The organism is Nitratireductor aquibiodomus (assembly GCF_900105565.1).
Classification (GTDB): domain Bacteria; phylum Pseudomonadota; class Alphaproteobacteria; order Rhizobiales; family Rhizobiaceae; genus Nitratireductor; species Nitratireductor aquibiodomus.
On the sequence record NZ_FNSL01000001.1, the window covers coordinates 1,372,807 to 1,394,990 of the forward strand.

The 22,184-nt window shown below is 61.0% G+C and carries 20 protein-coding genes; 9 read left to right on the forward strand and 11 right to left on the reverse strand.

Annotated elements, in window-relative coordinates:
- The first annotated feature begins 23 nt into the window (after positions 1-23).
- Entirely contained in the window at positions 24-1,025 is a 1,002-nt protein-coding gene (locus BLW55_RS06590) for a LacI family DNA-binding transcriptional regulator (RefSeq protein WP_090327653.1), read from the forward strand.
- A 46-nt stretch (positions 1,026-1,071) separates the two neighbouring features.
- On the opposite strand, the gene BLW55_RS06595 is transcribed toward BLW55_RS06590, so the two are convergent.
- The 9 genes from BLW55_RS06595 to BLW55_RS06630 all read right to left on the reverse strand — a co-directional run bounded on the left by BLW55_RS06595 (position 1,072) and on the right by BLW55_RS06630 (position 9,897).
- A complete protein-coding gene (locus tag BLW55_RS06595; RefSeq protein ID WP_065815700.1) occupies positions 1,072-1,866 on the reverse strand; it encodes a transporter substrate-binding domain-containing protein in 795 nt (264 codons plus the stop codon).
- A gap of 19 nt (positions 1,867-1,885) precedes the next feature.
- Positions 1,886-2,803, reverse strand: coding sequence for an isoaspartyl peptidase/L-asparaginase (locus BLW55_RS06600; RefSeq protein WP_090327655.1), 918 nt, complete (start codon positions 2,801-2,803; stop codon positions 1,886-1,888).
- Between the two features lie 3 nt (positions 2,804-2,806).
- Positions 2,807-3,541, reverse strand: coding sequence for an amino acid ABC transporter ATP-binding protein (locus tag BLW55_RS06605; protein ID WP_090327656.1), 735 nt, complete (start codon positions 3,539-3,541; stop codon positions 2,807-2,809).
- A gap of 1 nt (position 3,542) precedes the next feature.
- Positions 3,543-4,214 carry an ABC transporter permease subunit gene (locus tag BLW55_RS06610; RefSeq protein ID WP_090327658.1) on the reverse strand — a complete coding sequence of 224 codons (672 nt, stop codon included), beginning with the start codon at positions 4,212-4,214 and terminating at the stop codon, positions 3,543-3,545.
- The gene (locus BLW55_RS06615) at positions 4,211-4,885 is read right to left on the reverse strand and encodes an amino acid ABC transporter permease (protein ID WP_244509006.1); all 675 of its coding nucleotides are present in this window, start codon (positions 4,883-4,885) and stop codon (positions 4,211-4,213) included. Before BLW55_RS06615 ends, BLW55_RS06610 begins: the two co-directional genes overlap by 4 nt.
- Positions 4,886-5,115: 230 nt before the next feature.
- Positions 5,116-6,294 (reverse strand): OpgC family protein, encoded by a 1,179-nt coding sequence (locus BLW55_RS06620; protein ID WP_090327661.1) that lies wholly within the window; start codon positions 6,292-6,294, stop codon positions 5,116-5,118.
- A gap of 9 nt (positions 6,295-6,303) precedes the next feature.
- A complete protein-coding gene (mdoH, locus tag BLW55_RS06625; RefSeq protein ID WP_090327663.1) occupies positions 6,304-8,100 on the reverse strand; it encodes a glucans biosynthesis glucosyltransferase MdoH in 1,797 nt (598 codons plus the stop codon).
- 56 nt (positions 8,101-8,156) lie between these two features.
- Complete coding sequence (locus BLW55_RS20765; RefSeq protein WP_155983348.1) at positions 8,157-8,312, reverse strand: hypothetical protein; 156 nt, start codon at positions 8,310-8,312, stop codon at positions 8,157-8,159.
- Positions 8,296-9,897 (reverse strand): OpgD/OpgG family glucan biosynthesis protein, encoded by a 1,602-nt coding sequence (locus BLW55_RS06630; RefSeq protein ID WP_177175037.1) that lies wholly within the window; start codon positions 9,895-9,897, stop codon positions 8,296-8,298. Before BLW55_RS06630 ends, BLW55_RS20765 begins: the two co-directional genes overlap by 17 nt.
- Positions 9,898-10,199: 302 nt before the next feature.
- On the opposite strand from BLW55_RS06630, the gene BLW55_RS06635 reads away from it, so the two are divergent.
- Positions 10,200-10,982, forward strand: a complete 783-nt coding sequence (locus BLW55_RS06635; protein ID WP_090329910.1) for an SDR family oxidoreductase — start codon at positions 10,200-10,202, stop codon at positions 10,980-10,982.
- A gap of 285 nt (positions 10,983-11,267) precedes the next feature.
- Here BLW55_RS06635 and BLW55_RS06640 read toward each other — a convergent pair whose 3' ends face one another.
- Together BLW55_RS06640 and BLW55_RS06645 are read right to left on the reverse strand one after the other, a co-directional pair.
- On the reverse strand, positions 11,268-12,623 hold the full coding sequence (locus BLW55_RS06640) for a GH1 family beta-glucosidase (protein WP_090327668.1): 1,356 nt from the start codon (positions 12,621-12,623) through the stop codon (positions 11,268-11,270).
- 40 nt (positions 12,624-12,663) lie between these two features.
- The gene (locus BLW55_RS06645) at positions 12,664-13,722 is read right to left on the reverse strand and encodes a LacI family DNA-binding transcriptional regulator (RefSeq protein WP_007008653.1); all 1,059 of its coding nucleotides are present in this window, start codon (positions 13,720-13,722) and stop codon (positions 12,664-12,666) included.
- A 279-nt stretch (positions 13,723-14,001) separates the two neighbouring features.
- Here BLW55_RS06645 and BLW55_RS06650 point away from each other — a divergent pair, with 279 nt between their 5' ends.
- From BLW55_RS06650 to BLW55_RS21025, 7 genes are all read left to right on the forward strand, one after another.
- Positions 14,002-15,372: an ABC transporter substrate-binding protein gene (locus tag BLW55_RS06650; RefSeq protein ID WP_090327670.1), complete on the forward strand. Its 1,371-nt coding sequence runs from the start codon at positions 14,002-14,004 to the stop codon at positions 15,370-15,372.
- An 84-nt stretch (positions 15,373-15,456) separates the two neighbouring features.
- Positions 15,457-16,611 (forward strand): carbohydrate ABC transporter permease, encoded by a 1,155-nt coding sequence (locus tag BLW55_RS06655; protein ID WP_090327672.1) that lies wholly within the window; start codon positions 15,457-15,459, stop codon positions 16,609-16,611.
- On the forward strand, positions 16,608-17,744 hold the full coding sequence (locus tag BLW55_RS06660; RefSeq protein WP_090327675.1) for a carbohydrate ABC transporter permease: 1,137 nt from the start codon (positions 16,608-16,610) through the stop codon (positions 17,742-17,744). The genes BLW55_RS06655 and BLW55_RS06660 overlap by 4 nt, the downstream gene beginning before the upstream one ends.
- A gap of 8 nt (positions 17,745-17,752) precedes the next feature.
- Positions 17,753-19,441, forward strand: coding sequence for a beta-galactosidase BglA (gene bglA / locus BLW55_RS06665; RefSeq protein WP_244509007.1), 1,689 nt, complete (start codon positions 17,753-17,755; stop codon positions 19,439-19,441).
- Positions 19,438-20,526: an ABC transporter ATP-binding protein gene (locus BLW55_RS06670; protein ID WP_090327677.1), complete on the forward strand. Its 1,089-nt coding sequence runs from the start codon at positions 19,438-19,440 to the stop codon at positions 20,524-20,526. Before bglA ends, BLW55_RS06670 begins: the two co-directional genes overlap by 4 nt.
- 247 nt (positions 20,527-20,773) lie before the next feature.
- The gene (locus BLW55_RS06675) at positions 20,774-21,466 is read left to right on the forward strand and encodes a helix-turn-helix transcriptional regulator (protein ID WP_090327680.1); all 693 of its coding nucleotides are present in this window, start codon (positions 20,774-20,776) and stop codon (positions 21,464-21,466) included.
- Between the two features lie 12 nt (positions 21,467-21,478).
- Positions 21,479-22,132 (forward strand): helix-turn-helix transcriptional regulator, encoded by a 654-nt coding sequence (locus BLW55_RS21025; RefSeq protein WP_090327681.1) that lies wholly within the window; start codon positions 21,479-21,481, stop codon positions 22,130-22,132.
- Positions 22,133-22,184: the final 52 nt, after the last annotated feature.

The window sequence follows — 22,184 nt, forward strand, 5'->3', positions numbered from 1 at the left end:
TTACAAGAAAACCGGAAGAATCCATGCCCGAAGACAAACCCGCGCGACGCAAAAGGCCGACGATTGCCGATGTCGCGAAGCGGGCGGGCGTGGCGCCGGCGATTGTCTCCCGTGCGCTCTCGCCGGAGCGCCGTCCGGTCTCGCGCGAGAAGCGCGAGCGTGTTCTGAAGGCGGCCGCGGAGCTTGGCTACAACCAGAACCCACTGGCGCGCGGTCTGGCCACCAATTCGCTCGACATGGTGGCGGTCATCGTCAACCACATCACCGATCTTTCCGATCTCGACCTGTTCGACCCGCTGCTCGAAGCGATCCAGGCGCTTGGCAAGCAGGCGGTCATCATCCGTGTCGGCAACACCGAGAAGATCGAAGATTTCCTGCGCAACAGCGCCGCGTTTCATGTTCATGCAGCGCTCGTCTTTTCCGACTTTGCGGATGCCGAGGGCGTGCGCACGCTCTTCCACAGTGACAATGTGCTGATGCTCAACGGGCGCTTCGACGCCAAGTCCGCCTACATCACGATTGACGAGGCGGCGGGCATTCGCGAGGCGGTGACGCGTGCGCTGGAACGCGGGGCGAAAACCGGCGCGCTGGTCACCGGCCGTCAGACCTCGCTCATCGAGCAAGCCCGCATTCAGGCCTATCGCGACATCTGCGCCGGGGCTGGTCTCGATCTCGTTCAGGAACTGCAGGGCGATTATTCCTACGCGTCGGGGCTTGCCCTCGCTCGTAGCATAGACGGCGCCAGCCTTCCCGATGCGATTTTCTGCACCTCGGACGCCATGGCCATGGGCATGATGGACGGGCTGAGAGCGCGCGATCTTCTGCCGCCGCGCGACTATCGTCTCTACGGGTTCGACGCCGTGGTGAACGCCAATTTCAACGCCTTCGACATCTCCTCGATCGGCTTTGACAGGGCGGAACTGATCCATGGCATTTCGATGTTTCTGAAGGATCCGGCCGGCTATCGCGACCACCCGGAAGTGCATGAGCTGCGCACCCGTTTCGTCGAGCGCAGCACCGGATAACGAGAATGCCCGCCGGCAAGGTTGCTCGCCAGCGGGCCATTCGGGTTTACCAGAGCGGGTTCAGCTCCGGCGGGTTGGCGTCTTCGCCCCACCATTTCTTGTAGTTCGCCTCATAGGCGCCGGACTGGATGTAGTCCGAGACGAACATGTCGAGCCAGCGCACGAAGTCCGGATCTCCCTTGGCGACGGCAATGCCGATCGGATCGTTGGAATAAAGACCCGGCACCGTGACCAGACCTTCTTCCTTTGCCGCCAGATAGTCGAGCATGGAGGAATCCTCGATGCCGGCGTCAACGCGCTTCTGGCGCAGAAGCAGAACGCCGTCCGGCGAAAACGTGTCGGTATAGACCAGCTCCGCACCCGGCACTTCACGCTTCAGGAAGGCTTCGCCCGTGGTGCCACGCCCCACAACGACGCGCTTGCCATCGAGATCAGCGAGGGTCTTGATCCCCGCATCGGTCTGGGCAATCACGCGCAGGCCTGCGCGGTTGTAGGGGATCGAGAAGCTCACCGCCTTGGCGCGGGGCAGCGTTGCAGACGTGTTTGCGACCACGATGTCGAGCTGGCCGGAAACCAGCATCGAAACGCGCGCATCGCCAGAAACGTCGGTGAACTCCACCGGCACGCCGATCTTCTCGGCAAGCAGGGTGGCCACGTCCACGTCGTAGCCGACGGGGTTGTTCTTGTCGTCACGGAAGCCGATGGGCTCACCGCCCAGCGACACGCCGATGCGCACCTTGCCGCGCTCGATGATGTCATCCAGCATGCCGGCTGCCGCCGGTCCGGCGAGCGCGGCACAGGCCGCCAGCGCCACGATGGTTTTCTTCACAAGTGATTTCATTGAACTCCTCCTTCTTGGATCAAATCGGTTGCGATTGCCGCTTTTCCGGAGCGGCCATGGAAGGCTCCCAGAACCAGTAGGCAACGGTCCCCTGGCCATGGAGATTGACGACACGGTGATTACCGTGCGTGTCGAGCGCGTGGATCACCACTTCGCCGATGAAACCGGTGTCGAGCGCGAGCAGATCGTCGGCAGCGCTCTGGATCGCGTCATCGAGAGACAGACCGCATTTCATGCCGTGCACGATTGCGTGCGCCGTCGCCGAACGCATGGTCATCTCGCCAGTATGCGTGCACGCCGCCGCGCCATAGCGGCTGTCGGCGTAAAAGCCTGCGCCGGGGATCGGGCTGTCGCCCACGCGGCCCGGATATTTCCACGCCCAGCCCGAAGTCGAGGTGACGGTCGCGATCCCGCCGGTCTGGTCCTGCCCCAGAAAAACGGTCGTGTCGCGCACCCGCTCGGGGTCGGTGATCGCGCCCAGAAGCCCCGCCAGAGGCGTGTCGGGGAAAGTGCCCTTCTGTTCCTCGGTCATCAGGCCGTCAAGCTTTTCCCACCAGACGCGCTTGCTGTCGGGATAGAGCATCTCATCGGAATTGAAACCGATTTCATCTGCAAACCTGCGCGCGCCCTCTCCGGTCAGCATTACATGGGGCAGCCGGCGCATCACCTCGCAGGCGAGTGCGGCCACATGCAGCGTGCGTGGCACGGCGGCCACCGTGCCCACGGCGCGGGTCGTTCCGTCCATCACGCCGGCGTCGCATTCCATCACGCCCAGCATGTTGGGCCAGCCGCCATAGCCGACGCTGCGCACCTTCGGATCGGCCTCCACGAAGCCGATGCCGCGCACCAGCGCATCCACGGCGGATTTTCCGTTCTTCAGGTCGGCAATGGATTCGGAAAATCCGGCTTCGGCCTCGCAATTGGCAAGAAGTATCACGCGTCAGTCTTTCTTCATCTTGGTCAGGAACTGGCGAATGCGCGGCACGGCAAAGCCGCCATCCTCCGCAAAGAAACGTTCGGTGGGCATGTCGACGATGAGCTCGCCCTGCTCCAGAAAAACGATGCGGCTGGAAATGCGCCGCGCAAATTCGACCTCGTGGGTCACGAACAGCATCGTCGTGCCCCCGCGCGCAAGCTCGGCCAGAATGTCCAGAACCTCGCCCGTCATCTCCGGATCGAGCGCGCTCGTCACCTCGTCCAGAAGCAGGTAACGCGGGTCCATCGCAAGCGCCCGGCAGATGCCCACGCGCTGACGCTGACCGCCCGACAGGCGCTGCGGATAGGCTGTCGCAAGATCGGCGAGCCCCACCAGCTTCATGAGCTCGCGCGCCCGCGCCTCGGCTTCCGCGCGCGGCTTCTTCAAAACGTTGATCGGCGCCAGCGTGATGTTCTCCAGCGCCGTCATGTGCGGGTAGAGATTGAACAGCTGGAACACCGTCGCCGAGCGCCGACGCGCCGCCGCGAGCCCCGCTTTGGTGGACACATCATTGCCATCGACGGTGATGCTCCCGCCAGAGAGGGCCTCCAGCCCGTTGATGCAGCGGATCAGCGTCGACTTTCCCGAACCGCTTGAGCCCAGAATGGTCACCACCTCGCCTTCGGAGATGTTCAGGTTGATGCGCTTCAGAACCGTCGTTTCGCCAAAACGCTTCTCGACGTTTTCAATGACAATCATGTCAGATTCCTTCCCAGACGACCGACCTGCGCAGCCGCTTTTCAATGCGCGCGCCCACACTCGCCAGAAGCTTTGCCAGCGCGTAGTAGAGGAGCCCCACCACGCTCCACACGATGAACGGCTCAAGCGTGCGCAGATTGAGAATGTTGCCGATCTTGGTCAGATCGAACACGCCGATGACCGAGATCAGCGATGTGACCTGAAGCTGGTTCACCAGAAGACCGACCAGCGGCCCGATGGAGAACGCGGCAGCCTGCGGCAGAAGCACGAAGCGCAGGATCTGCCAGCGCGAATGCCCATAGACCTTTGCCGCCGCCACCTGCTCCGCCTCCACCGCATCGATGCCCGAGCGGAAGATCACGAATGCGAACGCCGCCGTGTTCAGGCTGATGGTCAGCGATGCCGCCATGAATGGCGTCATGTTGATGTGAAAGAAGGCCGGCAGGCCGAAGAAAACCAGAAAGAGCTGAACCAGAACCGGCGAGTTCTTGAGTGCTTCGCTGATCGTGACGATCACCTGCCGCAGCACCGGCACGCGGTAATAGTCGACCAGGGTGAAGAGCGCCGCAATCAGAAGGCCGACAAGCGTGGTGAGCGTGAAGAGCCCCACCGTGACGCCCAGCCCCTGCGCAAGCAGCACCAGATCATAGGGCGTGAAGTCCGCATATCTCATGCCGCACCTCCCGTATCCATCGCCCGGTTGAGCCGCCTGTGAACCGTGTTGATCAGAAGCGAGAGCGCATAGGTGAGCGAGGCGTAGAGAATGAGCAGCACGAGATAGACCTCGAACGGCTTGAAGGTCGTCGAAGCCACGATCTTGGTGGTGCCCGTCAGTTCATTGATCGTGATGGTCGACAGGATCGAGGAGGTCAGAACCATGTTGATCAGCACCGAGCCCATCGGGCGCACGGAGGTGCGCAGCGCAATCGGCAGAACGATTCTGGTAAAAATGGTCCAGCGGCTGAGGCCACTCACCTTCGCCGCCTCGATCACACCCTGATCCACCGCCAGAATGCCCGAGCGGATGACATCGGAAACAAACGCGCCGCCGATGATCGACAGGGCGATCACCCCGGTCTCGAACGCACCGATATAGATGCCGATTTCCGGAAGGCCGTAGAAGAAGAAAAAGAGCTGAACGATGAACGGCGTGTTGCGAAACACGTCGCTATAGGCGAACGCAACCCCGCGCACGATCCGGTTTCCGGACGTGCGAAGCGACGCCATCAATGCCCCGATGAGGACCGCCCCGATGATCGCCAGCGTACAGGCGAACACGGTGAGCAGAAACCCGTCGAGCATGAAGGGCAGGTGCGGCGCAAGCGTAACCCAGAGCTGATTCAACGTCCCCCTCTCCTCAAAGTGAAAGCGCTTTCATAATGGATGAGTTGCGCGCCCTGTCAAGGGTGTCTGGGAAAGACCCACCAGGTTTCCGCGGCTTCGCTACCCGCGCAAAGAAGGAACACAAGTCGGCATACGGCCAGAACCGACGGACCAGAAACAACCACCGTTCAGATCAGGAACACATGTCCGTGGCTTTATACGCCGCGCAAAATTCAGCGTCCGGCAGACTGTCAAACGGTCTCGCTGAGGCGCTCTTTCTCCGCCGGACCTGGCATGAACCTGCGTTCCGCTGCGCGAGGTGCATCCTTCTTCCCTGACTTCTGCCAGGAAAGGAAGCGGGCAACGGCATACTGAATGGCGATACCGGCACTCAGGAGGACTGCATCAGAAGCGAAACTGGTTTCATGGCGCAAACGCAGGATCTGCAGCGCGATCGCCAGAACCGAACCGGTCGCGAAGACGGCGAGACCGTTCCTGCCCATCAGTTCGACCGGGCGGAACACAGGCCATTGAAAAGCGCGCACCACCCAGGCGACATTGGTCAGAACATAGGCGAGAGCCAGCGCATGCAGAAGGCGCGGCAGCGACAGGAAAGTCTTGTCGAACCCGGCAATGAAGAACGGCAGCATCCTGCGTCCCGGCAGCGCCCCTGCCCTGAGCGAAACCCAGACACAGGAGAATGCGAGGAAGGCAGTGCACAGCCAGAACAGCCAGGCACGATAGGGAACGAGCTTTCTCCCCTCCAGCATGCAAAGCCCGCCGGCGATGCCGACAGCGAAGATAAGCTGCCAGGCTATCGGGTTGAAGAACCAGCCACCCGGGTTCGGATAATTCGGCAGGTTCAGGCGGAAAGCACCCGCAAGAAGCCAGACACCAACGGCCACGCCGATCAGCACCCGCGGACTGCGCAGGCCGATCATAATGTAGAGCGGCGAGATCAGCAGAAGCATGGCGTAAAGCGGCAGAATGTTGAAGTAGCCAAGTTGATGGCCAAGCAGCGGCACGCCGACCATGGTCTGCAGTGGCTTCGTCAGAAGCGGCCCGAAATTGATCCGGCTGAGCATCTCGAAGACACCGAGATAGAGCGCCCCGCCGGCGACAAGGGCAATGGCCATGAACGACGTAACAATATGCGTCACATAGAGCAGGCCGGCACGCCTCCAGACCTTCATGCATGAGGAGAAGAAGGCTCCTCCGCGAAACCCGCGTGAATAGGCAAGCCCCACGGCGATGCCAGACATGAGCACGAAAGCCTCGGCCGCGTCGGAAAAGCCAAAATTGCGCGACGTCAGGTTCTCATAGAGATTGCCGGGCACGTGGTTGATGAAGATCGTGATCAGCGCCAGACCACGGAACACGTCCAGGCGCTGGTCACGGCCAACGCTTGAAGGAATGAAGGGGGCGTTCATGAGGCAGCCTCACTGTTCCGCGTCAGCGGGCTTGAGCGCCGGTTCCGCCACCGGCTGGCTTACGGGCGCAGTCTGTGCGGCGCCGCGCCAACGGGAAAGTATGACTTCCTGACGAAGGACCACTGGTGAAGGATCGCGGTCATCCGCGGTCTGGAAAAGCCCGGCTTCCGCAGCGTCGAGCGCGCTCCGCGAACTGACCTGGATCAGGAGAGGCGCGAAGACCTGCGGCCCTGCCACCAGAAGCAGCCAGCCGACATATTCCGGAGCAAACTGGAAGGCCAGCCCCAGCGTCACCAGTCCAGTGGCGCTGATCCACCAGCTCGCAGACCACGCTTCTGAAAGGCTGACAGAGCCGGCTTCCCGGTCGGTGGCGGGCCAGCCGCCATCCATCCCGAGAAACACTTCCATCACCGCCCGGCACTGATACATGAGCATGATCGGCGCGAGCAGGCTGGTGGACAGAATCTCCGTCAGCGTATTGAGAAGAGCGCGACCGGTGCCGCCGAACGCATCGTTAACGCCACTCAGTGCGCCACGCAGAACAATCAGAAGCTTGGGGCCGATCAACAGGCCAAAAACGCCGACGAGCAGCGTCAGCGCCAGCCCCTGCTCAACGCGTGGAAACACGGGAAAAAGCCCCGGCTCGGGGAAATAGTCCGGAACGCCCTTCAGCAGCGGTGCGGCGATCGAGGCAATGATGAACAGCGCCCAGAGCGGTGAGGTCACATAAGCCATTATGTTCTGGACAAACACGAACCGGCTCCAGGGCTTGAGGCCCGGAGCCACCATCACGCGGCCATGTTGAAGATTACCCTGGCACCACCGACGGTCGCGCTTGGCGAAGTCGACAACATTATCCGGTCCCTCTTCATAGGAGCCAGCCAGATCGGGATCGACCCGCACAATCCAGCCATTGCGGGTCAAAAGCGCTGCTTCGACATAGTCGTGGCTCAGTATATGCCCGCCAAATGGCGGTGCACCGGAGAGCTCGGGAAGGCCACAGCTCTGGGCGAAAGCACGTGTACGGACAATCGCATTGTGCCCCCAGAACGGCCCGGACTCTCCCTGCAGCGCGGCCAGGCCACGCGTATAAACCGGGGAGTAATAGCTGGTGGAAAACTGCATCGCCCGGCCGAAGAAAGAACGCGCATGGACGATTTTCGGCAGGGTCTGCAGGAGACCGAGCCTGGGTTCCGCCTCCATGCGCCGCACCATCTCGGCCATCGTCGCGCCTTCCATCAGACTGTCGGCATCGAGCACGATCATGTATTCATACATCGCGCCAGATGTCCGAATGAAATCAGCAACATTGCCGGCTTTCTTGCCCGTGTTCTGCTCCCGCCGCCGGTAATAGATGGCCGTGTGTGCGCCGCATTCCGCCTGCAGGCGCTCGAACCAGCGCTCTTCCTCCGCCGCAACGCGCTCGTCACGCGTGTCAGACAGGATCGCAAAATCGAAGCGGCCGGCAACGCCAAGCGTGTGAAGGCTGCCGATCATCGCGGCCACATGCGAAAACGTTTTGACCGGATCTTCGTTGTAGACAGGGACGAGCACCGCCGTTCGTGCGCTGGCCGGCGTCAGTTCGAATGACTGCTTTCTCTCCCTGAAGGGCGAGCTTAAGAGCCCGTTGAACGCATACGCCGCGCCCCATGCGAGCCAGGCTGTGCTGGCGGCCAGCAGCACGATGCGGACGGCGTCGATCCATTGAATGCCATCGGCTGAAAAATAGCCGACGGCAAGCGAGGCGACGAGCCCTGCCATAAGCAGGCAGAAAAGGATCGACAATACGCGTCTTACACTGACCATCACACTCTCATGGGTTCACCGACCACCATTCCCGTCTCTCAATCGGGCCCGTAATTTCACTTCCAGGCCAGTCGCTTGAGCAGCACGGAGAACAGCGCGGGGCGCGCACGCCGGCGTTCCAGCACCTGCTCGGGCATCGCCATGGGCGCAACCGGCAGAGCGTGACGGCCATACGTCATCGGCTGGCTATCCGTCTCACGAACGTGCGTCATCTGCATCTCTCCACTGATAACTCCAGATTTCAGAAAGGCGTTTGTCATCGAGCTTGAGGTGACCGCTCATTTCAACAGGTCCCGCACCGCTCGGTTTGAGGTCGATCACGAGACGCCACATGCCATTGCTGTCGATGCGGGAAACCGCCGAATGCGCAATCTCGCCACGGCTGACATTCACAACTGCTTCAATGTTTGAATCGCCCGGAAGGTTCCGCAGAACCTCGCCATCGAAATCGACGACGAACTTGCGCAACCCCTCCTCGTTCTTGACACCGGAGACACCGCCCTCGCCACTGCGAAGCGCCATGACCCGTGCAAACCGGTTGGTCGGCTCATCGATGGCACCCCAGGTCAGGCGATAGTTGAACTCAAGCGCATCTCCCGCTTCAACGTCCTTTTCAGGAACCCAGAACGCGACGATGTTGTCGTTGACCTCGAGATCGGTCGGTATCTCGACAAGTGTGATGTTGCCGCGTCCCCAGGCTTCAAGCGGCTCCACGAGGAGCGACGGCCGGCGCTCATAATGAGCGCCCGCATCCTGGAAATGCGCAAAATCACGATCGCGCTGGTAGAGGCCGAATGCCTGTGGGCTGTCTTCGGAAAAGAACGACGTGGCAAGCTCGGACGGATTGTTCAGATTGCGCCACAGCTCGTCACCATCCTTACGGACGATCTTCAGCCCGTCGCTGTCGTGAACCTGGCCACGGTAATCATCAAATGCGCTGTCATTGTTTTCGGCGAAAAGGAACATGGATGTCATCGGCGCGACGCCGAGCCGCCCGATGGCCTTTCTGGCGAAGAGGCGGGCCGTCACGGTCATGACCGTGTTGCGGCCAGGCGCAATCACAAAGCGATAGGCACCCGTCACACTCTCGCTGTCGAGCGCGGCATAGACGGTCACTTCCTTGCTGCGCCGGTTGGGCTTCTCGATATAGAAGTCGGTGAAGCGCGGAAACTCTTCCCCGCTGGTTGTCGCGGTGCCGATGGCCAGCCCGCGTGCCGATAATCCGTAGAGTGTGTCCCGGCCGAGCGCACGGAAGTAGCTCGCACCTAGGAAGGACACCAGCTCATCCATCACATCGGGTGCATTGAGCGGATAATGCAGACGAAAGCCCGCCTCGCCCTCCATGACCAGATCTTCGAACCGCGAGGGGTCAAGCGGCTTGCGATACTCGAAATCGCGACCGGTGAAGAGGATCGGCGCGGCAGCCTCGCCCTCCACCGCGTAAAGGCGCACCGGCTCTTTGAACAGCCAGCCCATGTGAAAGGCCTGCAGTTCGAACGGGGCCTCACCCTGCCACAATGCGTGGTCGGGCCGGAAACGAATCGCCCGGTGCTGGTCGTAGGTCAGCCCGGCAATCTGCTCGGGGAGCTTGAATTCGGCTTTGGCGAAGGGCTCGGAAGCCTTGTTTTTCATCGCCTCCGTAAGCGCCTCGAAGGAAAAAGGCCGCGCCTCTCCCTTCACATCAACACCTTGCGCGGCAACGTCTTCAGCGCGCGCATGGGTTGCAAGGGCCGTCAGGCTGGACGTACCCAACAGCGATGCTGACAGGCAGGAAACAAGGAAGGATCGTCGGTCCATATATGGAACTCGTATGCAAGAAAACTCAGGGTGAAGCCGCGGCACAAACCACGCGCTTTCAACGCATTAATTGCGGTTTAGTTTCGGCAGTAGACATAACATTCGGAGACTGTCCGTTACCAAGATTTGAAGGCACAGCGCAGGGCGGCGGATCGCTGTACAGCGTCCCCTCGAGACTTGCAATCCTGTTCTGAATCGTGCCCAATCGCGCCACCTCACCCAGGGTGAGAAAACCCACCATCCAGCGCCATGGCCGGACCACAGCAATGCGGCCGGCGGTGCATCAATCCGGGAATTTGCCGATGGATCTAGGACTGAAGAACAAGCGCGCCCTGGTGCTCGGCGCAAGCCGCGGCCTCGGCGCCGCCATCGCCCAGGGGCTGGCGAAGGAAGGCGCGACCGTGGTCGCAGCCGCACGCAGCAGGGACAAGATCGAGGCCTGGGCCAGGGACCTGCCGGCAGGCGCGGGTTCGGTCGAGGCTCATGAGCTCGATCTTTCCGATCACGCCGCGATAGACGATCTCGCTGACAGGCTGCTGGCCGATGGAGGCGTCGACATTCTTGTGAACAACACCGGCGGCCCGCCCCCTTCCACCGCCGTCGATGCCAGACGCAGCGACTGGATCGCGAATTTCGAGACGATGGCCGCCAATATCTTTCACCTGACCGGGCGTCTCCTTCCAGCCATGCGAGAGCGCAAATGGGGCCGCATTCTGACGGTTACCTCGTCTGGCGTGGAACAGCCGATTCCGGTTCTGGCGCTGTCTAACGGCATTCGCTCGGCAATCGTCGGCTGGTCGAAGACACTGGCCACGGAAGTCGCCCGCGATGGCGTGACGGTCAACATCCTGATGCCCGGGCGCATCCACACGCAGCGCGTCGTCGAACTCGACACCGCCGCGGCAAGCCGCTCCGGAAAGCCGGTGGAAGAGGTTTCCGCGGCAGCAGCAGAGACCATTCCGATGGGGCGCTACGGCGATCCGGAGGAATTCGCCAACATGGCCGTTTTCCTCGCCTCCGAGCGCGCCTCCTATGTCACCGGAACAAAGGTCCGGATCGACGGCGGCGCTACCCGTTCGGTCTGAGCAGGCCTTAGGGTCAGAACCTAGGGTCAGGACCTATTAATATGGTCGCAATGGTCGGCCTGATTTGTGCGGATACGCGAAGCAAGACCACAGGAAGACTTCATGTCTTTCAAGGTCTTGCGACAAAGTAGGCCGTGCAAATCAGGCCGATCCGAAGGACGCTCGATAGACCGGCGACCTGCCACGTCAAACCCCTTGACCGGGGGAGGACCCCGCTCTGCGGGTTTCTCCTTGCATCTCTTGGTCTATCGATCGCCATTGCGGCCATATTAATGGGTCCTGACCCTAGCGTCTCAGCGCACGCCCGAGCGCATGCCACGAGGCCTTGGGCGTGCGCTCCAGCGTTTCAAAATCGACATGCACGAGACCGAAGCGTTTCTCATAGCCAAGCGCCCACTCGTAATTGTCGAGAAGCGACCAGACGATATAGCCCTTCACGGGAGCGCCCCCGGCCATCGCGCGCCGCACCGCGCCGAGATGTCGATTCAGGAAATCGATGCGGGAAGGGTCCGCCACTTTTCCGTTCAGCACCTGATCGGGCGAGGCCATGCCGTTTTCCGTCACATAGATCGGCAGACCCTTGGTGTAGGTATCATGCACCCAGGTGATGAAATGGTGCAGACCTTCAGGATAGATTTCCCAGTTCATCTGCGTCTTGGGCAGCGGCCCCTCGATTTCCCTCAGCGCCGGAAACTGGCCTGAGCCGTCCGGCGCGATCAGCTTGCGCGTATAATAATTGACACCGAGCCAGTCGACCGGCGTACCGATGATGTCGAAATCGTTCTCGAAGCCTTCCGGCATGTGGGGGCCAAGCCCCACCAGCACGTCCTCCGGATAGGCCCCGTCGAACACTCCGCCCAGGAACCAGCGATTGTAGATTCCATCATAGAGGCGGGCGGCCCTTTTCGCCGCTTCGCTGTCATCGGCAGGTGCCGCATACTCGAAATTGGTGACAAGGCCGAGATTGCCCATGCCCAGCGCCCGCATGGCCTGCGTCGCCCGCCCATGTGCAAGAAGCACATGATGCATGGCGTGTGCGGCGGCGCGAATGTCGCGCACGCCCGGCGCATGCTCGCCCATGAAATGGCTGAGCCAGGCCACGCACCACGGTTCGTTGACGGTGGCCGCCGTCGCCACCCGGTCGCCGATGCGCTTCATCACCACTTCTGCATAATCGGCAAACCAGCCTGCAATGTCGCGGTTGCGCCAGCCGCCAAGATCAGCAAGCGGCGCCGGCAGATCCCAATGGTAGAGCGTGGCGAAAGGCTTCAGCCCCCGTGCCAGCATGCCGTCAACGAGACGGTCGTAGAAATCGAGCCCTCCGGCATTGGGCACACCGCGCCCTTCCGGCAGGATACGCGACCAGGATGTCGAGAAACGATAGCAGTCAAACCCGGCATCCCGCACCAGGTCCAGATCGCTTTCCCAGCGGTGGTAATGGGCGCAGGCTGTCGCCCCGTCCTCGCCACGAACCGTATTGCCGGGGGTGGCGGCGAAGGTATCCCAATGCGATGTGCCACAGCCGCCAAACCGGCTACCCTCGATCTGGTAGCTCGAGGTCGCCGTTCCGAAGACGAAATCGTCCGGGAAATCCGCGCGGGAGAAGTCAAGCTCCATGGTTTCCGTGTCGGTGGCGGACATGAGGGTCTCCCGGGTTCAATCGTAGATGTTTTGCTCGCTATCAGCGCCGACGCGGCGGTGCGGTGGTCTGGCCGATTACAAAATCGGCTTCCCATAATTCGCTCTGCAACGGTCCCGCAGGATTCTCGATGCGCTCAAGCAGCATCTGGGCCACGCGCTTGCCCGCGTCGCGGATGGAGGACCGAACCGCCGTGAAATATGGAATGTCAGGCGTCCTGCCCTTATAGCCGGACTGCAGGAAGGAGAGGCAGTCATCGAAGGCGATGATCGACACGTCTTCGCCTGCACGCAGGCCCAGATCGGCCAGCGCCCGCGTCACGCCCATAGCGGGCAGGACGCTTGCCACGACGATGGCTGTCGGCGGTTCTGCGAGATCCATCAGTGCGCGTGTGGCGTGATAGCCATAGGGTTCAACCATGTCGGCACTGTGCAGCAGTTGCTCGTCAAGAACGATGCCCGCCTCCTCCAGCGCCACCTCATAGCCCTGCCGACGCCGGTCTGCGAAGTTCATCGTTTCAAGGCCGTTGACAAGCGCAACGCGCTGATGGCCCAGATCGAGCAGGAACTTCGTGGCGCGATGAAAGGCGCGGCGGTTGTTGACGTCCATCCAGCAATAGTCCGCTCCCTCCTCATCGCTGCGCCCATGCACGACGAACGGGAGCCCGAGGGCATTGAGAAGGCCAATGCGGCTGTCACCGGTGAGCGGGCCATGGACCACCACGCCGTCCACACGCTGGTCATCCACCAGATCGCGATAGACGCCCTCCTGCTCCTCAAGGGAGGCAAGCCGCAGCAGAATGTCGTAGCCGTTCTCGCCATAGACCTCGCCCGCGCCTGCGATGAAGTCGGCGAAATGTGGGTTGATCATGATATGCTCGGACAGGCTTACCACATGGCCGATCATGCGCGACTTGCCGGTCGCCAGGCTCGCAGCGCTGGGGCTTGGGCGATAGTTCAGCCGCTCTGCCGCCTCGATCACCCGGGCGCGTGTTTTCTCGGCCACTTCCGGAAAGCCATTGAGCGCCCGAGAGACGGTCGTCTGGGACAGTCCTAGAGCTTCCGAGAGCATCTTCAGATTGATCGCTTTTCGGGCAGACAACACGTTTCCTTTTCAAAGCGCTTTAAAAACTGGTGTCATAGCCTTCCAGGCAGATCAAGCCCCTCCCCCACCAGAAGCAACAATTTCCAGAGCAACCGCCATTAAAGCGGTATTTTTCCAGAATTTCTTCAACAAATATCCTGTCCTCTTGACTCGCGAGCGTCACAGATTGATGCTGCACATATCCAAAGCGCTTTGAATTTTGTTTAAATCGTTGTCATTGCGCCGGACATGCAGAGACCCGAGGAGGAGCGGCCTTGCGCCGCAAGTGGAGGAACCATGAAGACGTCCATGCTAATCGGCGCGCTTGCCCTGGCGCTGGCCGGCACCACCGCCGCCGTCACGGCAGCCCAGGCCGCCGACCTAAAGTTCGCTCCGGGCGAGGATGCCCGCTTCAACTGGCAGAGTTTTGAGGATTTCAAGGCCGCAAACGACCTCTCCGGTCAGGAGATGAGCCTGTTCGGCCCCTGGCTCAGCGCCGACAAGGATCTGATCGAATCCGTCACCGCCTATTTCGAGGAGGCCACGGGCGCGAAGGTCAACTATTCGGGCTCCGATTCCTTCGAGCAACAGATCGTCATCGACACGCAGGCCGGCAGTGCGCCGAATGTCGCCGTCTTTCCGCAACCGGGCCTCGCCGCCGACCTTGCCTCCAAAGGCCTGCTCGTGCCGCTCGGCAGCGATACCGCTGACTGGATGAAGGACAATTATGCAGCCGGTCAATCCTGGGTGGATCTTGGCACGTATGAAAATCAGGACGGGACCAAAGCTTTCTTCGCTTTTCCCTATAAGGCAGATGTGAAGTCGCTCGTCTGGTACGTCCCGGAGAATTTCGAGGATGCCGGCTATCAAGTGCCGCAGACCATGGAAGAGCTGAAAGCCCTCTCCGAGCAGATCGTCGCCGACGGCGAGACGCCCTGGTGCATCGGCCTTGGCTCCGGCGGCGCGACCGGCTGGCCTGCCACCGACTGGGTGGAGGACATGATGCTGCGCACACAGTCGCCCGAGGTCTACGACCAGTGGGTGACCAATGAAATCCCGTTCAACGATGAACGGATCGTTGCTGCAATCGAGGAATTCGGAGCGTTTGCCCGCAACGACGACTATGTGGATGGCGGCGCGGGCGCCGTGGCCTCCACCGACTTCCGCGACAGCCCCAAGGGGCTCTTTGCCGTACCGCCCAAATGCTACATGCATCGGCAGGCATCTTTCATCCCATCCTTCTTCCCGGAAGGGACACAGCTTGGCCGCGATGCCGACTTCTTCTACCTGCCGGCCTATGCAGACAGAGACCTGGGCAAACCGGTGCTCGGTGCGGGCACGGTGTTTGCCATCACGAAGGAATCGGAAGTGGCGCGCGCCTTCATCGAGTTCCTGAAAACCCCCATCGCGCATGAAATATGGATGGCGCAGGCCGGTTTCCTGACCCCGCACAAGGGTGTGAACCCCGAGGCCTACGCCAATGATGCCCTTCGCAAACAGGGTGAAATCCTGACCAGTGCGACCACCTTCCGTTTCGACGGCTCGGACCTTATGCCCGGCAAGATCGGCGCCGGCGCGTTCTGGACCGGGATGATCGACTATGTCGGCGGCAAGTCCGCCGGGGATGTCGCCGGCGACATCCAGAAGGAGTGGGACGCCATCAAATAGGCGCGAACATCTGACGAGCCCGCCGCCCGAACCGTAGGCGGCGGGAAACGGCCAACTTCTGCGCATGCGCCCCAGGAGGCAGTCATGGCAATTTCCTCGACCGAAACAGCCCCGCCCGCCGGCTCTCCCGGCCCCGGTGGTTTCCTTCTGAATCTGGCGATCGCGCTCGTCATCATGGTGGCTGGCATCGTCTTCGCGGTGCTGTGTGCCGTCGCCGTCTTTGCCGCGCTCAACACGGTCCTCCCCGATATCAAGCTTGTCCAGGCGGTGCTGGTCATGGTGCTCGGCGTGGCGGCGTGTTTCGGCTATTTCTGGGGTTCCAATCGGCTGCTCGACGTAATCTACCCGCCCCGCGGCAGCCGGGTGGCCGAAAACATCAACGCGGCCAACGGCATCCGGCCGTGGCTGTTCCTTGGGCCCGCGGTTGTCATTCTCGGCATCTATCTGGTCTATCCGGTTATCAATTCGATCGTCCTGTCCTTTTTCGGACCGAGCGGCGAGAGCTGGGTCGGCGGGGCCAATTACGCCTGGCTCGCCAAGGATGCGGCCTTCCGCGAGAGCATGCGGAACAACATTCTCTGGCTCATCGTCGTGCCCGCCGCCGCCACCTTCTTCGGCCTCATCGCAGCAGCCCTGACCGACCGCATCGGCTGGGGCAATGTCGCCAAGAGCCTTATCTTCATGCCCATGGCGATCTCCTTTGTCGGCGCGAGCGTGATCTGGAAGTTCATCTATGATTACCGCGCCGAAGGCTCCGATCAGATCGGCATCCTCAACGCCATCGTTACTTTCTTCGGGGCAGAGCCGCAGGCCTGGATCACCATCCCCTTCTGGAACAATTTCTTCCTGATGGTCATCCTGATCTGGATCCAGACCGGTTTTGCCATGGTCATTCTTTCCGCCGCCCTCCGCGGCATTCCGGAGGAAACAATCGAAGCCGCCATTATCGACGGCGCTTCTCCGTTTCAGATTTTCTACAAGATCAAGGTACCGCAAATCTGGGGCACCATCGCCGTTGTCTGGACCACGATCACCATTCTGGTTCTCAAGGTGTTCGACATCGTGCTGGCCATGACCAACGGCCAGTGGGGCAGCCAGGTGCTCGCCAACTACATGTTCGACTGGATGTTCCGCGGTTTGGACTTCGGCCGCGCATCCACCATCGCGCTGGTCATCATGGCCATGGTCACACCCATCATGGTGTGGAACATCCGCGAAGCACGGAAGGACATGAAATGAGCACGCCCGTCGGTTCCCGGCCCGCGCTTGCATGGGTCGTCAACATTTCCGTCATTCTGCTTGTGGCCCTTTGGACGCTGCCGACCTTCGGCATTCTCGTCTCGTCGCTGCGCGACAAGGATCAACTCGCCGTCAGCGGCTGGTGGACGGCACTGACCTCATCCGAGCGCAACCTGGTCGCACGCGCGGCACCGCCGGAGAATGCCACGCTGGAAGGCAGCCGCTATGTGCTGACCGGCAACGTGTTCGAAGGCGGCAGCGGAGAGGTCACTGGCTTTGGCATTTCTTCACGCGACCCGTCGGCCTTCGCAGTCGGCGAAGAAGCCGAGCTGCGCGGTGGCGCCACACTCACCGTCGAGGCCAATGGCGACTACACGGTTGCCTATGCCGGACAGCCCGAACCCGGCCGCGGCCAGCGTATTTTCGTGAGCTCCGTCGAGCCCCCGAAATTCACCACCGCAAATTACGAGAACGTCCTGTTCTCCGAAGGACTCGGCAAGAGCTTCATCAACACGATGACCGTGACCATTCCAGCCACCGTCATCCCAATTCTGATAGCCGCCTACGCAGCTTATGCTCTGGCCTGGATGGAATTTCCCGGCCGCGCGCTTCTGCTCGCCGCGATTGTCGGCCTGCTTGTCGTGCCGCTTCAGATGTCGCTCATCCCGCTCCTGCGCCTCTACAACACGGTCGGCATCGGCAAATCATTCATCGGCATCTGGCTCGCGCATACTGGCTTCGGCCTGCCGCTCGCCATCTATCTTCTGCGCAACTACATGGCCGGCCTGCCGCGCGAAATCATCGAGAGCGCGCGCGTCGATGGGGCCTCGGATTTCGAAATCTTTCGCAAGATCATCCTGCCCCTATCCTTCCCCGCGCTCGCCTCCTTCGCCATCTTCCAGTTTCTCTGGGTGTGGAACGACCTGCTCGTTGCCACCGTCTTCCTTGGCAACAATGAGGAGCAGCTTGTGCTGACAGGTCGCCTGCGCGAACTGCTCGGCTCGCGCGGTGGCAACTGGGAAATTCTTACTGCCTCGGCCTTCGTGGCCATCGTGGTACCCATTCTCGTTTTCTTCGCAATGCAACGTTACCTGGTCCGCGGCCTTCTGGCCGGGTCCGTCAAAGGAGGCTGACCGCTCCCATGAATGTCCTGCACGATGTTCCCTTCGAACATGCCCCCGGAGCCATCAGCCGCCATGCGGAAGACACCGACTGGTGGCGCGGCGCGGTCATCTACCAGATTTATCCGCGCTCCTTTCAGGATTCCAACGGAGACGGGCTCGGAGACCTGAAGGGGATCACGCAGCGCCTCCCCTACATCGCCTCGCTCGGTGTGGACGCGATCTGGATTTCGCCCTTCTTCAAATCACCCATGCTCGACTTCGGCTACGATGTATCGGACTACAGGGAAGTGGACCCGATGTTCGGCTCGCTGGCCGATTTCGACGCCATGATCACCGAAGCGCACCGGCTCGGCCTCAAGGTCATGATCGACCAGGTGATCTCCCACTCCTCCGACCAGCACCCGTGGTTCATGGAGAGTCGGCAGAGCCGCATCAATCCGCGCGCCGACTGGTATGTCTGGGCCGACCCGAAGCAAGATGGCAGCCCGCCCAACAACTGGCTGTCGATCTTCGGCGGCTCGGCCTGGCAGTGGGACACGAGCCGCTGCCAGTATTACCTGCACAATTTCCTGGCCAGCCAGCCCGATCTCAATTTTCACAATCCGGACGTGCAGGACGCACTGCTCGACTCGGTGCGCTTCTGGCTCGAGCGCGGTGTCGACGGTTTCCGGCTCGACACGATCAATTTCTATGTTCACTCGGCCGGTCTGGAAGACAATCCGCCGCTTGAACAGGACGAGCGCAACGCCTCCATCGCACCGGCGGTCAATCCCTACAATTACCAGGATCATCTCTACGACAAGAACCAGCCGGAGAACCTGGAGTTTCTGAAGCGCTTCCGCGCCCTGCTGGATGAATTCCCCGGTACCACGGCCGTCGGCGAAGTGGGTGACGCGCAGCGTGGCCTCGATATCGTCGCCGAGTATACGAGCGACGGCGACAAGGTGCATATGTGCTATTCCTTCGATTTCCTCTCGCAGGAACCGCTCACACCGAAACGCGTTCGGGACGTCCTTGAGGCCTTTGAAAAGAAGGCTCCGGATGGCTGGTCATGCTGGAGTTTTTCCAACCATGACGTGGTCCGTCACGCCTCGCGCTGGGCCGACCAGGTGCATGACCGCGAAGCCTTCCTGAAGATGACGACGACACTGCTTCTGTCGCTGCGCGGCTCGGTCTGCTTCTACCAGGGGGAAGAGCTCGGTCTCACGGAAGCGGTGCTCGACTTCAAGGATCTGCAGGATCCCTACGGCATCCAGTTCTGGCCGACCTTCAAGGGGCGTGACGGCTGCCGTACGCCGATGGTCTGGTCGGAAACACAGGTCAATGCAGGCTTTTCGGCGGCAAAGCCCTGGCTGCCAGTCCCGCCAGAGCACCTCCATCTGGCAGTCTCGTCACAGGACGGGCCGAACTCCCTCCTCGCTCATTATCGCCGGGCGCTTGCCTTCCGCGCCCGTCACCCGGTCTTCGCCAAGGGCGATATTGCGTTTCGCGATGCCGGCGAGGACGTTATCGTCTTCGAACGCTCCATGGCTGCGCATTCGATACTGGTGGCCATCAACATGGCCGGTCATCCGGTTGAGCTCGCGTTCGATGCTGGCGCATACGCGACCATGCAGGACGCAGAAAGCAGCGGAGCCGCGGAAAACGGCATATTGAACCTGCCGGCCTATGGATACTGGTTCGGCAGCAGGGGAGTGGGACAATGACGGCGCTCGACCTGAAAGACATCCACAAGAGCTACGGCGCAACCCGTGTCATTCACGGCATCGACCTGAAGATCGAGGATGGGGAGTTCGTCGTCTTCGTCGGTCCGTCGGGTTGCGGCAAGTCCACCCTGCTGCGGATGATCGCCGGGCTGGAAAACATCACCGGCGGTGACATGTTCATAGGCGGCCAGCGCGTCAACGACATACCGCCCTCACAGCGCGGTATCGCCATGGTGTTTCAGTCCTACGCGCTATACCCACATATGACGGTCTACGATAACATGGCCTTCGGCATGAAGATTGCCAAAGCGCCGAAGGAGGAAATCGACAAACGCGTGCAGGCGGCTGCCGACATCCTCCAGTTGACGCCCTATCTTGACCGGCTGCCAAAGGCGCTTTCAGGCGGTCAGCGCCAGCGGGTCGCCATCGGGCGCGCCATCGTGCGCAATCCGAAAGTGTTCCTGTTCGACGAGCCGCTCTCCAATCTGGATGCAGCGCTGCGCGTCGCCACGCGCATCGAGATCGCCAAGCTGAAAAGCTCCATGCCTGAAACCACCATGATCTATGTCACGCATGACCAGGTGGAGGCCATGACGCTTGCCGACCGCATCGTGGTTCTGTCGGCAGGCCGCATCGAACAGGTGGGAGGCCCGATCGAGCTCTACGAAAAGCCGGCCAACCTGTTCGTCGCCCGCTTCATCGGCTCGCCCGCCATGAACATCCAGCCCGCACGAATCGCGAAGACGGGCGGTGAGACGGTTGTCAGCCTTGCCGGGCGCGAAACCGTGGTGCCAATCCCCTCGCCTGAAACACTCTCCGGGGCGCCGGTCCATTTCGGTGTGCGCCCGGAAGATATGCGGATCGCGGAGGGGGACGACTTCCTCTTCGAGGGCGACGTGCACTTCGTCGAACGCCTTGGAGAAGTGACAAATGTTTACATGAATGTGAAAGATGTGGATGACGCGGTGGTGGTGAAGGTGGCCGGTGTCCAGAAATACGCCAAGGGCGACCGGCTGCGCATCGCCGCGGCCCCGGAAAAGATGCATCTTTTCACCGAAGAGGGACGCTCGCTCCTCCATATCTGACACATTTTAACCGATTTGAGGATTTCTTGACCCGAATCGAAAGCTTACCTAACCATAAGCGGGTGACTGGGGGGCAGCCAAAAATCCACACCGGATCTGCTCTCTCGTGCTGCCCGTTTTGAAGTGAACGGTTTCGACCTTTTCACCATTATCTCACTTGGAGCGGGCAAATAGCGGGCCTCGTATTGCGTATCCGCGAACCCTAAAGCACCGGCCATCCGGCGGTGCGGATCTGCGGTGAGACCGAATGGCGACTGAGACGAAAGAGAAACGCAGTGCCCGGCAGTACAAAGCCGCATCGCGGCGCGACGTCTCCAGCCTCGCGCGCGGTTATTGCCGTTCCGGCAACAACATTTCCTACCTGATTGCCGAGGCTGCGCCTGACAGCGCCACAGGAATGGCAAGCATCCTGGTCTCCAACTGGAGTTTCGACACTATCGAGGATGTGGGCCTCAATGCCATCACACGCCTTGTCGAAAGTCCCATTTCCACATTTCCCGGTGCAGCGCCGCGCGGCTGGCACCCGCTTGCGCTTGCCGCACTCGTCGCCTGTGATGAGGTTGCACATCTTTCGCTTCACCAACAGCAGGAAGTCTTTCTCCTCAAGCTCCCTTCGGGAAAGAAGCGCTACGTCGCCCTGATTTCGGCAGATGAGGCCGATGCACTCGACACAACGGAACTCCAGCGCCTGCAGATGGGGCTGTGCCACCTGCTTTCCGGTTACAAGGCAAAGACAAATCCGATCGGCGAGCCGCTTTCCGAGCGCGAGCGCGAATGTCTTTACTGGGTTTCCGAAGGAAAAACCGCCGATGAGGTCTCGCTCATCATCAACGTGTCATCGAACACTGTGAACAGTTACGTCGCCCACGCGATCCACAAGCTGGCAGCGAAAAATCGCGCGATGGCAATTGCGACGGCCATTCGCAACGGCCTTATATAAAACGGTGGATCGATGACGCTTTCGGATATGGCAGTCGAGCTGCAGGAGCTCACCGAAAGCATCAGCGCCGTCCGGTCTCATCTTTATCTGGTCAATGGTCTTGGGAAACCAAGGCTTACCCCCTGTCTGGAGCAGGCGAACACGCAGAACCACGCTGAAGCTCTCGAACTCGCCGGCCGATTAAGCAAGCGCTTTGTGGACAAGCTGTCCGAAACGTTCCATCCGCTTCTCTGGGGCATCGCCATGCCGGAAGAGACTTTTGGAGTACATTGGGAGGAGATTCCACCGCTTGAGGGGGAAAGGGGTCTGGTACTGCCGCTTGCAACGGACCAGCGGCATCATGGTGCCATCTTCTTTCTCGGCGGAGGAATCTGCCTGGAGCGCGACGCATTGCTCGATCTCCATAGCCGGTGTCACGCCCTTTTCACCCGGTTTCTGGAGCACGATCCGCTTCCCGGCGGAACCAGCGGCCCGGCCATATCGAGGCGTGAACTCCAGTGCCTGAAACTCACCGCGAACGGCCTGACCAGCGATGAAATTGCAAAGCGGCTGGGGCTTTCGGTGCACACCGCCAATCAATATCTGGCAAACACCACTCAAAAACTGAACGCGGTCAATCGTGTCCACGCGGTTGCCAAGGCGCTGCGCAAAGGCCTCATCGATTAGGTCCCGGACCCTCTGAACATCATCTCAAGGGACACGAGGCTGCAACCGCCCA